The organism is Citrobacter sp. MGH104 (assembly GCF_001034485.1).
GTDB lineage: Bacteria > Pseudomonadota > Gammaproteobacteria > Enterobacterales > Enterobacteriaceae > Citrobacter > Citrobacter freundii.
On sequence record NZ_KQ089819.1, the window covers coordinates 203,820 to 216,488 of the forward strand.

A 12,669-nucleotide genomic window follows, 5' to 3' on the forward strand; every position below is an offset into this window, starting at 1 on the left:
GATGAGCTATTACGCCTTTGAAGGCCTGATTCCGGTAGTGCATCCAGAGGCGTATGTTCATCCCAGCGCCGTGTTGATTGGTGATGTAATCGTGGGGGCTGGCGTCTACGTCGGCCCGCATGCCTCACTGCGCGGTGACTATGGTCGCCTGATTCTGGAGGCAGGTTCTAACTTGCAGGATGGCTGCATCATGCACGGTTATTGCGACACTGACACCATCGTGCATGAGAATGGGCATATCGGCCATGGCGCAATCCTGCACGGTTGCGTGGTGGGCAGAGATGCGCTGATCGGCATGAACAGCGTCATTATGGACGGCACAGTGATTGGTGAAGAGAGCATTGTCGCCGCCATGAGCTTTGTCAAAGCCGGATTTCAGGGGGAGGCAAGGCAGATGCTGGTGGGCTCACCCGCTCGCGTATTGCGTGAAGTCACGGACCAGGAACTGCACTGGAAACGGTTAAACACCAAAGAGTATCAGGATCTTGCGGTCCGCTGCCGGGCAGGTTTACGCGAAACGCAGCCATTAACGCGGGTCGAAGAACACCGGCCGCGCCTGAAAGGCACGACGGACGTAAAACCCAAATCAGCACAGTAATTGATGCCGGATTCGCTCACGCTTATCCGGCCTACGCGTCAACCACCGTTTATGCAGCCATCAGGCAACTGACAATTAGCGACGCATACTCTTGGAGAGCATCATCTGCCATTTCTGCTCACGGTTGAGCTCTGTTGGGGGAACGGCAGACAGCCGCGGCGTTTTCGCCACACTCACCTTTTTTTCCTGCAAATTGTGGCTCAATCGGTTGTAGAGGTGAGAATCAATACTGATGACTTTTACCAGACGCTGGCACTGGCAGCCCCGGCCTGCAATCTGATTAGGGATCATCTTAACTTCACAAACAATTTCTCCCACTTCCGACAGAATATAAGAGAGCGTATTAATTGCTTTGCAGTGTTCAATATCAAAATGGCGGGAAATTTCTTTTGCGGTGATCCAACGATCTTCAGCCATCATCCAGTCAGCAATTAACAAATAAAGCGGTCTTTCAACATATTTTTCACACATAAGCACACCATTTCACAAATTAAAAATCTGGCTACGGCCTGTCCAAATTAATAAAAACTAAGCCATATTAAAATTGTGGATATAAAAGATAGTATGCGACTTGAATGTTGATTAGTGTGAGCAATATCGTGCTTATTACATTGAAAATGTGGTTATGAAACTGCATTTGGCCAGGAATGACCTTACGAGAGATAAAAAAAGGGTTTCTTTACAGAAACCCTTTCAAGATTATATTGCAGGTCCGATTAACGCAATTATCACCGGACTCTTTGTTTATGACTTTTTGATCTGCGCGTGCATTTCCTGCACCGAGGTCACCTTCTCAGTGGCATCGGCATTCAGCGCCATCGCCGTCGCGAAACCGCCGTTCAGGGTAGTGTCATAATGCACTTTGTACTGCAGGGCGCTACGGCGAATCAGCTTAGAGTCTTCAATCGCCTGACGACCTTCGGTGGTGTTGATGATGTAAGTGTACTCGCCATTCTTGATACGGTCCTGAATGTGCGGACGCCCTTCATGCACCTTGTTCACCAGACGTGGATTGATACCCGCTTCGCCCAACACAATCGCCGTGCCGTGCGTTGCATCCAGCTCAAAACCAAACTTCAGCAGTTTCGCCGCCAGGTCAACCACACGCTCTTTATCGCCTTCGCGAACGGAGAGCAGCGCACGCCCCTGTTTTTTCATGGTGGAGCTGCTGCCCAGCTGTGCCTTGGCGAACGCTTCCGCGAAGGTACGGCCCACGCCCATCACTTCCCCGGTAGAGCGCATTTCTGGCCCTAACAGCGGGTCAACGCCCGGGAATTTGTTGAACGGCAGCACCACTTCTTTTACTGAGTAGTACGGCGGGATAACTTCTTTGGTTACGCCCTGCTGTGCCAGTGTTTTCCCGGCCATCACGCGCGCCGCAACTTTCGCCAGCGGTACGCCAGTTGCCTTGGAGACGAACGGAACGGTACGCGCCGCACGCGGGTTCACTTCAATCAGGTAAACTTCGTTATTCTTCACCGCAAACTGAACGTTCATCAGACCGCGAACCTGCAGTTCGAAGGCCAGTTTCTGCACCTGCTGACGCATCACATCCTGAATTTCCTGGCTCAGGGTGTACGCTGGCAGTGAACATGCGGAGTCACCGGAGTGTACACCCGCCTGTTCGATGTGCTCCATGATGCCGCCAATCAGCACCATTTCGCCGTCGCAGATAGCGTCCACGTCCACTTCAACCGCATCGTCAAGGAAACGGTCCAGCAGTACCGGCGCATCGTTAGAAACGCTGACCGCAGTCTGGAAGTAGCGACGCAGGTCGGCTTCGTCGTAGACAATTTCCATCGCGCGGCCGCCGAGAACATACGACGGACGCACCACCAGCGGGTAGCCAATCTCTTTCGCCTTCTCAACAGCCTGTTCGATAGCCGTTACGGTAGCGTTCGCCGGTTGCTTCAGCTTCAGACGGTCAACCGCCTGCTGGAAACGCTCACGGTCTTCCGCGCGGTCGATGGCATCCGGGCTGGTGCCGATTACCGGTACACCTGCCGCTTCCAGCGCACGCGCCAGCTTCAGCGGGGTCTGGCCGCCGTACTGTACGATGACGCCTTTCGGCTTCTCAATGCGCACGATTTCCAGTACGTCTTCCAGCGTGACTGGCTCGAAGTACAGGCGGTCGGAAGTGTCGTAATCAGTAGAGACGGTTTCCGGGTTACAGTTGACCATGATGGTCTCGTAGCCGTCTTCACGCAGCGCCAGCGAAGCGTGTACGCAGCAGTAGTCGAACTCAATGCCCTGACCGATACGGTTTGGACCACCACCCAGCACCATGATTTTATCGCGGTCGACGGACGGATTCGCTTCACACTCATCTTCATAAGTGGAGTACATATAAGCGGTGTCGGTCGCGAATTCTGCCGCACAGGTATCCACGCGCTTGTAGACCGGGTGAAGGTTATATTGGTCACGCAGTTTGCGGATTTCCGCTTCGCGAACGCCGGCCAGTTTTGCCAGACGCGCATCAGCGAAGCCTTTGCGCTTCAGTACGCGCAGGAAGTCAGCGTCGAGGCCGTTGATGCCAAGGTCAATGACTTTTTCTTCCAGGCGCACCAGCTCTTCAATCTGCACCAAGAACCAGCGGTCGATGTTGGTCAGGTTGAACACACCATCGACGGACAGGCCAGCACGGAAGGCATCGGCGATGTACCAGATACGCTCAGCGCCAGCGTCTTTCAGTTCGCGACGGATTTTGGTCAGCGCTTCCGGGTCGTCCAGGCTGACTTTCGGGTCGAAGCCGGTCGCGCCCACTTCCAGACCGCGCAGCGCTTTCTGCAGCGATTCCTGCTGGGTGCGGCCGATCGCCATCACTTCACCAACAGATTTCATCTGCGTGGTCAGACGGTCATTAGCACCAACGAATTTCTCGAAGTTGAAGCGTGGAATTTTCGTCACAACGTAGTCGATGGACGGCTCAAACGAGGCCGGAGTACGGCCGCCGGTGATGTCGTTCATCAGTTCGTCGAGGGTGTAACCTACGGCCAGCTTGGCGGCGACTTTCGCAATCGGGAAGCCGGTAGCTTTGGACGCCAGCGCCGAGGAGCGGGATACGCGCGGGTTCATCTCGATGACAATCAGGCGACCGTTTTTCGGGTTTACCGCAAACTGGACGTTAGAACCGCCGGTTTCCACGCCGATTTCACGCAGTACCGCCATCGAGGCGTTACGCATGATTTGATATTCTTTGTCGGTCAGCGTCTGGGCAGGTGCTACGGTGATGGAGTCACCGGTATGGATGCCCATCGCGTCGAAGTTTTCGATGGAGCAGACGATGATGCAGTTGTCGTTTTTATCACGCACCACTTCCATCTCGTACTCTTTCCAGCCAATCAGCGATTCATCAATCAGCAGCTCGTTGGTTGGGGAAAGGTCCAGACCACGTTCGCAAATCTCTTCGAACTCTTCACGGTTATAAGCGATACCGCCGCCGGTGCCGCCCATGGTGAAGCTCGGTCGGATGATGCACGGGAAGCCCACTTCAGCAGCAACCGCCAGCGCTTCTTCCATGGTATGGGCGATGCCAGAGCGCGCGGTGTCGAGACCAATTTTCTTCATCGCGATATCAAAGCGACGACGGTCTTCTGCTTTATCAATCGCATCAGCCGTGGCACCAATCATGGTCACGCCGAACTCAGCCAGCACGCCCTGACGCTCCAGTTCCAGCGCACAGTTCAGCGCCGTCTGACCGCCCATGGTTGGCAGCACCGCATCCGGGCGCTCTTTCTCAATGATTTTGCGTACCACTTCCCAGTGAATCGGCTCGATGTAGGTGGCATCGGCCATTTCCGGGTCGGTCATGATGGTTGCCGGGTTGGAGTTCACCAGAATAACGCGGTAACCCTCTTCACGCAGGGCTTTACACGCCTGTGCGCCGGAATAGTCAAACTCACACGCCTGACCGATAACAATCGGACCCGCGCCCAGAATCAGGATACTTTTTATGTCTGTACGTTTTGGCATGGCTCTTTTACTCCTGATTATTTCGCGGACTGACGGTATTGCTCAATTAACTCGATAAAGTGGTCGAACAGCGGTGCAGCGTCGTGCGGCCCCGGACTCGCTTCAGGGTGCCCCTGGAAGCTGAATGCCGGTTTGTCGGTACGATGAATCCCCTGCAAAGTGCCGTCGAACAGTGACTTGTGGGTCACGCGCAGGTTGGCAGGCATGGAGGCTTCATCTACAGCAAAACCGTGGTTCTGCGCGGTGATCATCACGGTGTTGTTATCAATATCTTTTACCGGATGGTTGCCGCCGTGGTGGCCAAACTTCATCTTAATGGTCTTCGCACCGCTCGCCAGCGCCAACAGCTGATGGCCGAGGCAGATGCCAAATACCGGAATATCGGTTTCGAGGAATTTCTGAATCGCGGTAATCGCATAGTCGCACGGCGCCGGGTCGCCAGGGCCGTTGGACAGGAAGATACCGTCCGGATTCATCTTCAGAACGTCTTCTGCTGAGGTTTTCGCCGGTACAACCGTCAGGCGGCAACCGCGGTCCGCTAACATACGCAGAATGTTACGTTTAGCGCCGAAATCGTAAGCCACAACGTGGAACGGCAGTTCATCGGCAGATTTTGCTTCCGGCAGGTCACCCGCCAGCGTCCAGCTCCCCTGCGTCCAGCTATAAGGCTCCGCGGTGGTCACTTCTTTCGCCAGATCCATACCGTTCAGGCCAGGGAAAGCTTTTGCCTTCTCCAGTGCCAGCGCCGCATCCGGGTTATCGCCCGCGATGATGCAGCCGTTCTGTGCGCCCTTTTCACGCAGCAAACGCGTCAGCTTACGGGTATCGATATCAGCAATCGCCACAATGTTATGGCGCTTCAGGTAAGAAGAGAGGTCTTCGGTATCGCGGAAGTTGCTGGCAATCAGCGGCAGGTCGCGGATGACCAGTCCTTGCGCATGTACCTGTGAAGATTCTGCATCGGCTTCATTGGTGCCGACATTACCGATATGAGGATAAGTAAGAGTGACGATTTGGCGGGAATAGGAAGGATCAGTGAGGATTTCTTGATAACCGGTCATTGAAGTATTGAAAACGACTTCCCCAACCGCCGAACCTGTTGCCCCTATGGCCCGACCGTGAAACTGGGTTCCGTCTTCCAGAACCAATAGCGCTGACTTAATCAAAACACCCTCCAGAGAATATTCACTCACTTTATTTGCATATTAATTCATTAACACCTCATGAATCAATGCAAATTTGCTTACCTATGGATTTCTGGCAAACGGCGGCATTCTAGAGATAGCCCACGTAAAAGTCTACCCAAAAGGGTAATTTTTATTATTATTTTGCGCCACTGGGATAAATCACACGATTTAACAGGCAAAAAGATCAGCTAACTCGGGGTAGAAAACGCTTGCGGTAGGCAAAGAGTGTAAAAACAGAATACGGGAGAGAAAAAAGTGGACCATTTGGTCAAAATTTACATTGAGATAACATAAACACCCAATAAAATATATACAAACACTCATTTAAAAGAAAAAACACATTAAAAAGCGAAAAAATGAAAGGGCAATAAAATATTGCCCCATGTAATCAATTAATTATGATTACAATAACCACATCACGAAGGGTAGAAAAAGCTATAAATTACGTAAATCAAGCACATCTTTCATATCAAAAAGACCATTTGACTTTGATTTTAGCCAAATTGCCGATCTCACCGCGCCGTTAGCAAAAGTCATGCGGCTGGACGCTTTATGCGTGATCTCAATACGCTCGCCAATATCAGCAAACATCGCGGTATGCTCACCAACGATATCCCCCGCCCGCACCGTGGCAAAGCCGATCGTGCCCGGTACGCGCTCGCCGGTGTAACCTTCACGCGAATAGACTGCGCAGTCTTTCAGATCTTTATCCAGCGCCCCGGCAATCGCCTCGCCCATCGCCAGTGCAGTGCCTGACGGCGCATCAACTTTATGGCGGTGGTGGGCTTCAATAATCTCAATATCGGTGTAATCGCCCATCACTTTCGCCGCTTTCTCCAGCAGCTTAAGCATAACGTTCACGCCGACGCTAAAGTTCGCGGCGAAAACGATAGCAATCTCCTGCGCGGCATCACGAATAGCCTGTTTACCCGCGTCATCAAAGCCGGTGGTGCCAATCACCATCCCTTTACCGTGTTGGCGGCAAAACGCCAGATGCGTCAGCGTGCCTTCCGGGCGGGTAAAATCGATGAAAACATCGAAATCATCTTTCACCGCTTCAAGGCTACTTTGTACGGTAACGCCCGTTTTCCCGGCTCCCGCTAACTCTCCGGCATCGCTTCCTAATAAGGAGGAACCTTCGCGCTCCAGCGCCGCGCCCAGCTGTACGCCTTCCATGCCGAGAGTGGCCTGAATCAACTGACGCCCCATGCGTCCTCCGGCTCCCGCGATGGCAACGCGGATTTGTGCATCATGCATAGCTATTCTCTTTTGTTAATTTTACGTAAATCGTTTTCAGATTAACCAGCGCAACGCTGCGCCGCCAGCCGAAAACGTCGATAATTAGAATTTAATGATAAACAGGCAGAGATATCAGTAAAAGGCATGACGATCAGCTAAAACCACATGATTCTCTGACCACCAGCGCAGGCGGCAGAATAATACGTTTCGGTGGTTCGTCATTTCCCTGAATGCGACTGTAAAGCAGCTCCCCAGCCTTGCGACCAATCTCTTTTGCAGCCACCGACACAGTGGTGAGCGCAGGCTGTACCAGCGCCGCTTCGGTGATGTCGTCGAACCCCACCAGCGCAAAATCGCGCCCTGGTTCACGCCCCATTTTACGTAATGCCTGCATGACCCCAAGCGCCACGATATCCTGATAACAAACGGCAGCGGTAATTTGCGGGAAGCGCAGAAGAAGAGACTCCGCCGCTTTTGCGCCATCAATTTGGCTGGCCTGCGTCGCCACTATCCATTCCGGATTAGGCGATATTCTATGCTCCAGCAACGTGCTGGTGAATCCACCTATACGCTGCGCCCGGCTCCCGGAACTTGGGCTCCCCCCAATAAACGCAATATTCTTGTGCCCCATTTTGACTAAATGGGTGGTGGCCATTTGCGTACCGAGAAAGTTATCGGTGCCCACAAAATCAAAATCAGGATCGCTAAGGGGACGGACCACCATGATGGCGGGAATATTGCGCCGTTTCAGCGCTTCGAAGAAGGATGTCGGCGTTTCACGCGCCGCGCAGAGCACCATGCCGCAGGCATTATTGCGCATCAACGAGTCGACAAATTTTTGCTGCCGTTCTCCTGACTCTTCGCTGTTTGCCAGAAACAGCAGCAGGTCATGCCGCTCCATCTCATGGCTCAGCCCTGCCGTCATCTCACCGTAAAAAGGGTTAGTGATATCGTGTAACAACAATCCGACCTGATTACTGCTCCGGTTACGCAGGTTGGCGGCGGTTTGATTATAAACGTAGCCAGTATCGTCCAGCGCTTTGAGCACGCGGTCACGCGTGGCCTGAGAAATGCGTCCCCGGTTACGCAATACCATTGAAACGGTTGCCGTGGAGACTCCCGCGCGTTCCGCTACCTGCGCCAACGTGACTGTTGTCATGACTTCTCCTGAATTTATTGCAAAGGTTAATCGAATAACCGAAATCTTGTCTTTTTACGTGTGATTCACATCACGCTAACGTGCTTTTCACCGCGCTGGATCCTGAATATGGCGGGTTAATCGCGTTAACCACACTATGAAAATAAGGTTAATCGATTAATCTTAAATAAGCCAACACGGAGACAGAAAATGCGTACAACCTATAATAAATTCCCTGAGGTTAGCATTCAGGGCTATGACAACCACGCCTGGCAGGGTTGGTCGTCGATCCATTCAGTGATTAACACCAAAGTATCTGGCGCAGCCAAAACCGTATTGATCGTGGATTGCTATCCGGGCGTGCGGCTTGACGAGCTGGAGCAACAGCTCGTTACGACATTAGATGCCGCACTGGTGCTGAATATTGAATCCGCCCGCTGCGATGAGCAGGCCCTGCATGATTTACTGGCGCGTAACCTGACCGACGATCGCGTATTCGGCGTGCTTTCCTGTCATCACCTGGATGAATTTTTTGATAGCGACAAACTCAGCCAGCTCCGCCAACAGATTGATGCCATTAGTGAAGGGTTGGTCGTGGTATACGGCTCTGGCGCTGCATTGGCACACCCGGGTGACGTGCTGGTTTATGCTGACCTTCCGCGCTGGGAAATTCAGCAGCGCATGCGCCATGACGGGCTGGGTAACTGGGGGGCAAAAAACCAGGATGAAGATATTCTTCGTCGTTACAAACGTGCTTTTTTCATTGAATGGCGGGTCTTCGACAAACACAAAACGCCGTTACTCAAACGTGCCGATTATTTGCTCGATACCACGGTAAAAAATAGTCCCGCGATGGTCAGCGGCGACGCGCTACGCGCCGGTCTGCAACAAACCACCCAACAACCGTTTCGCGTTGCCCCTTTCTTTGACCCTGGCGTCTGGGGCGGGCAATGGATGAAACAACGCTTCGATCTCGATCCCTCAGCCCCCAATTACGCGTGGTGTTTTGATTGCGTGCCCGAGGAAAACAGCCTGTTACTGCGTTTTGGCAACGTGCGGATCGAGATCCCCTCTCAGGATCTGGTGCTGACCTGTCCCCGCCCACTGCTGGGCGAAAAAGTCCATGCGCGCTTTGGCGCGGAATTCCCGATCCGTTTTGACTTTCTTGACACTATTGGTGGCCAGAATTTGAGCTTTCAGGTTCATCCGCTTACCGAATACATTCAGCAGCAGTTTGGCATGCACTATACCCAGGATGAGAGCTATTACATCCTCGAAGCCGAGCCGGACGCCGTGGTGTATCTCGGCACCAAAACCGGGATCGCGCCGCAAGATATGCTCGACGATCTCCGGGCAGCGGGGCGTGGTGAAAAAACGTTTGATGATGAACGATTCGTGAACCAGATCCCTGCGCATAAACACGATCACTTCCTGATCCCCGCAGGAACCGTCCACTGTTCAGGAGCAGGCACCATGGTGCTGGAGATCAGCGCAACGCCGTATATTTTCACCTTCAAACTGTGGGACTGGGGTCGCTTAGGATTAGACGGCTTACCGCGTCCGGTGCATCTGGATCACGGCCAACAGGTTATTGACTGGCAGCGTGACACGCAATGGGTACACGACAATCTGGTCAACCGTATTGACCCCATCGCTGAAGGAGAAGGTTGGCGAGAAGAAAGAACCGGGATGCACGAACGCGAATTTATCGAAACGCGTCGCCACTGGTTTACGGCACCGGTCACTCACCATACCCATGGCAGCGTAAACGTCCTTAACCTTGTCGAAGGAGCTCAGGCCGTTGTCGAAAGCCCGAGCGGCGCGTTTGCCCCGTTTGTCGTCAACTATGCAGAGACCTTTATCATCCCAGCCGCCGTTGGAGAGTATCGCATTTCGCCGTTTGGCAAAGGCATCGGTCAACAGCTTGCCACGATTAAAGCCTGGGTCAGAGGATAAGCGCATGATTAACGTTATTGTTGCCACCCATGGTCCCCTGGCGGAAGCGCTTCTCGCCAGCGGTCGTATGGTTTACGGAGAATTACCGCATGTTTATCCCGTCACGCTGAGTGAACAGGCAGGTATCGAAGGGTTTAAGCAGACGTTTTCTCAGGTCCTCGCCAGAGCCGGGAAAGGCGCTGACGGCGTTCTGGTGCTGTGTGACATGCAAAGCGGTACCCCCTGGAATGTCGCCTGCCATCATGCGTTTTCTGCACAAACGGTTCCTCCTGTTGCCGTGGTAGCGGGAGTCAATTTCCCAATGTTGTTACAAAGCGAAGAGATCTGCCATTTAACGGACGTTCATGCCGCAGCCGTCGAGCTGTTGGCGTTGACGGTACCCACGCTGATTAAAGCCGTCCCGGTTTTATCCGTTCAGTCCGACGATTTTTAAAGGAAACCACTATGAGTATTTCTTTTGTACGTATCGATGACCGCGTAATCCATGGGCAGCTCGTGACACGTTGGGCCAAAGAGCTGCCCTGTGACGGAATTGTCGCTATAGACGACGCCGTCGCGGCCGACCCTCTGCTCTCTTCGGTGATGAAAGGTGCTGTGCAGGACACCAAAGTCTGGTTGTTTGATACGGCCACCGCAATTGAAAAACTGCCGAAAGTCATTGCCAGCGAGAAACGTTATTTCGTCATTGGCAAATCCCCCGTGACGCTCAAACGCATTGAAGAAGCTGGTATCAGCCTGAAAAATGCCAACGGCAAGATTAATGTGGGTCCAATGAGTGCTCGTGCTGATACCACCACCATCGGCCCGAATCAGTCGGTCAACGGGGATGAAATTGCCGCCTTTGACTGGCTGACACAGCATGGCCACCTGGTTGAGTTTCGCCTGGTGCCTGATGCCAGTTGCTACAGCTGGCAGGACGCACGTCAGAAGCTGAAATAAGGAGCGCACGATGATTATCGAAGCTACGTTGATTGGCATACTTTGCTATCTCGGCGCCCTTAGCAGCCCCTGGTTGCTGGGACTGACCGGCGGCTGGTACCTGATCACCCGCCCGCTGATTTCCGGAATGCTGGTCGGGATTATCCTCGGCGACATTAAAACCGGGATCATGATTGGCGTCGCGGTTCAGGCGGTGTATATCGCGATGGTTACACCCGGCGGTTCGATGCCCGCCGACCTCAACTTTGTGGCTTACCCGGCAATTGCTTTAGGGATCCTTTCCGGAAAAGGCCCCGAGGTCGCGGTCGCGCTGGCGGCAACTATCGGTATAGCCGGAACCATTTTGTTTAACGCGATGATGGTACTGAACTCCTTCTGGAATCACCGGGCAGATGTGGCGCTGGAACGGGGCGACGAACGCGGCATTTACCTGAACAGCGCCATCTGGCCACAGGTGACAAACTTTGTCCTGCGTTTTGTACCGACCTTTATTGCGGTTTACTTCGGGGCACAATACATCAGCGGCTTTATGGACAGTTTGCCGAAAATTGTTCTGTCGACGATGAACGTACTGGGCGGCATTTTACCTGCAGTCGGGATCGCGATTTTGCTCAAGCAGATCATCAAAAACTACACCATGCTGATCTACTTCCTCGTCGGTTTTGTCTGCATCGTCTTTTTAAAACTCAACATGGTCGCGCTGGTGATCGTCGGTTCGCTGCTGGCGTTGATCCATTACAACTACAAACCGGAACCGCCGCAGGCCGCGACTGCAAAGTCGGTAGATGATGATGAGGATGAATTCTGATGGAAGAACGTACACTTACGCGTAAAGATCTTCGCCGCTGCTGGCGCGCATGGATGATGCACAACTTGTCATCGATGAGCTTTGAGCGTCTGGAGTCTTTTGGCTTTTGCCTGAGTATGCTCCCGGTGGCGAAAAAGCTCTATCCCGACGCAACCCAACGTACAGAGATGCTGCGCCGCCACGCCTCGTTTTATAATACGGAACCCCAGATAGGCGCGATCGTAAATGGCATGGTGCTGGGGCTGGAAGAGAAAAAAGCGAACGGTGAGCCGATCGATGGCGAGACCATCAATACCTTGAAGGTTGGTCTGATGGGCCCTATTGCCGGGATCGGCGATTCAATGATCCCCGGCATGTTGATCCCTATCCTGCTCAGCATCGGCATGGCCCTGGCGGCCGGCGGTAATATTCTGGGGCCGCTGTTTTATACCGTTGCCTGGCTGGCTATCATAATTCCCGGCTCGTGGTTCCTGTTCCTGAAAGGCTACAAGATGGGTTCCGGCTCGGTGGAAATGCTGGTGAGTAGCAAGTCTGCCCGTCTGCGTGAAGCATTATCGCTGCTGGGCGTGTTTGTCATGGGGGGCGTGGCGGCAAGTTACGTTAAGCTTGGTACCGGGCTGGAATTTATTACCAAAGATGGGGTGAATATCCATGTTCAACAAATGCTGGACGGTATCTTCCCGCAGTTACTGCCGCTGATAGTGGTACTTGGCACCTGGTATCTGATGGCCAAGCGTGGTGTGTCGCCAGTGAAAGCGATGGTATTGCTGCTGGTCCTGGCGGCGCTTGGCGTCGCCACGGGCCTGTTTGCGGGGTAATACACAGAAAACGA

Annotated in this window: 11 protein-coding genes; 6 read left to right on the top strand and 5 right to left on the bottom strand. The window is 53.3% G+C overall.

Going from position 1 to position 12,669, the window contains the following annotated elements:
* Nucleotide 1 precedes the first annotated feature (1 nt).
* A complete protein-coding gene (gene caiE, locus SK34_RS19315) occupies nt 2–598 on the top strand; it encodes a carnitine operon protein CaiE (RefSeq protein ID WP_048233928.1) in 597 nt (198 codons plus the stop codon).
* A gap of 75 nt (nt 599–673) precedes the next feature.
* On the opposite strand, the gene caiF is transcribed toward caiE, so the two are convergent.
* The 5 genes from caiF to SK34_RS19340 all read right to left on the bottom strand — a co-directional run bounded on the left by caiF (nt 674) and on the right by SK34_RS19340 (nt 8,155).
* Entirely contained in the window at nt 674–1,069 is a 396-nt protein-coding gene (caiF, locus tag SK34_RS19320; protein ID WP_003018912.1) for a carnitine metabolism transcriptional regulator CaiF, read from the bottom strand.
* A 273-nt stretch (nt 1,070–1,342) separates the two neighbouring features.
* Entirely contained in the window at nt 1,343–4,570 is a 3,228-nt protein-coding gene (carB, locus tag SK34_RS19325; RefSeq protein ID WP_048233929.1) for a carbamoyl-phosphate synthase large subunit, read from the bottom strand.
* Nucleotides 4,571–4,587: 17 nt separating this feature from the next.
* Entirely contained in the window at nt 4,588–5,736 is a 1,149-nt protein-coding gene (gene carA, locus SK34_RS19330) for a glutamine-hydrolyzing carbamoyl-phosphate synthase small subunit (protein WP_003018918.1), read from the bottom strand.
* Nucleotides 5,737–6,192: 456 nt separating this feature from the next.
* Nucleotides 6,193–7,014: a 4-hydroxy-tetrahydrodipicolinate reductase gene (dapB, locus tag SK34_RS19335; protein WP_003018920.1), complete on the bottom strand. Its 822-nt coding sequence runs from the start codon at nt 7,012–7,014 to the stop codon at nt 6,193–6,195.
* 133 nt (nt 7,015–7,147) lie between these two features.
* Complete coding sequence (locus SK34_RS19340) at nt 7,148–8,155, bottom strand: LacI family DNA-binding transcriptional regulator (RefSeq protein WP_003837354.1); 1,008 nt, start codon at nt 8,153–8,155, stop codon at nt 7,148–7,150.
* A gap of 189 nt (nt 8,156–8,344) precedes the next feature.
* Here SK34_RS19340 and SK34_RS19345 point away from each other — a divergent pair, with 189 nt between their 5' ends.
* From SK34_RS19345 to SK34_RS19365, 5 genes are read left to right on the top strand one after another with little or no spacing between them, the layout of a single operon-like run.
* Nucleotides 8,345–10,090, top strand: a complete 1,746-nt coding sequence (locus tag SK34_RS19345) for a class I mannose-6-phosphate isomerase (protein ID WP_048233932.1) — start codon at nt 8,345–8,347, stop codon at nt 10,088–10,090.
* Nucleotides 10,091–10,094: 4 nt separating this feature from the next.
* Nucleotides 10,095–10,523: a PTS sugar transporter subunit IIA gene (locus SK34_RS19350; RefSeq protein ID WP_003837351.1), complete on the top strand. Its 429-nt coding sequence runs from the start codon at nt 10,095–10,097 to the stop codon at nt 10,521–10,523.
* A gap of 11 nt (nt 10,524–10,534) precedes the next feature.
* Nucleotides 10,535–11,029 (top strand): PTS sugar transporter subunit IIB, encoded by a 495-nt coding sequence (locus SK34_RS19355; protein WP_003837349.1) that lies wholly within the window; start codon nt 10,535–10,537, stop codon nt 11,027–11,029.
* A 10-nt stretch (nt 11,030–11,039) separates the two neighbouring features.
* On the top strand, nt 11,040–11,837 hold the full coding sequence (locus tag SK34_RS19360) for a PTS mannose/fructose/sorbose/N-acetylgalactosamine transporter subunit IIC (RefSeq protein ID WP_003837348.1): 798 nt from the start codon (nt 11,040–11,042) through the stop codon (nt 11,835–11,837).
* On the top strand, nt 11,837–12,655 hold the full coding sequence (locus SK34_RS19365) for a PTS system mannose/fructose/sorbose family transporter subunit IID (protein ID WP_003837346.1): 819 nt from the start codon (nt 11,837–11,839) through the stop codon (nt 12,653–12,655). Before SK34_RS19360 ends, SK34_RS19365 begins: the two co-directional genes overlap by 1 nt.
* Nucleotides 12,656–12,669 lie beyond the last annotated feature (14 nt).

Excerpts from the sequence above, each read along its gene's own strand:
- SK34_RS19355 (WP_003837349.1), top strand. The coding sequence starts at position 10,535 with ATGAGTATTTCTTTTGTACGTATCGATGACCGCGTAATCCATGGGCAG.
- SK34_RS19360 (WP_003837348.1), top strand. The coding sequence starts at position 11,040 with ATGATTATCGAAGCTACGTTGATTGGCATACTTTGCTATCTCGGCGCC.
- caiE (WP_048233928.1), top strand. The coding sequence starts at position 2 with ATGAGCTATTACGCCTTTGAAGGCCTGATTCCGGTAGTGCATCCAGAG.
- caiF (WP_003018912.1), bottom strand. The coding sequence starts at position 1,069 with ATGTGTGAAAAATATGTTGAAAGACCGCTTTATTTGTTAATTGCTGAC.
- carB (WP_048233929.1), bottom strand. The coding sequence starts at position 4,570 with ATGCCAAAACGTACAGACATAAAAAGTATCCTGATTCTGGGCGCGGGT.
- SK34_RS19365 (WP_003837346.1), top strand. The coding sequence starts at position 11,837 with ATGGAAGAACGTACACTTACGCGTAAAGATCTTCGCCGCTGCTGGCGC.
- SK34_RS19340 (WP_003837354.1), bottom strand. The coding sequence starts at position 8,155 with ATGACAACAGTCACGTTGGCGCAGGTAGCGGAACGCGCGGGAGTCTCC.
- dapB (WP_003018920.1), bottom strand. The coding sequence starts at position 7,014 with ATGCATGATGCACAAATCCGCGTTGCCATCGCGGGAGCCGGAGGACGC.
- SK34_RS19345 (WP_048233932.1), top strand. The coding sequence starts at position 8,345 with ATGCGTACAACCTATAATAAATTCCCTGAGGTTAGCATTCAGGGCTAT.
- SK34_RS19350 (WP_003837351.1), top strand. The coding sequence starts at position 10,095 with ATGATTAACGTTATTGTTGCCACCCATGGTCCCCTGGCGGAAGCGCTT.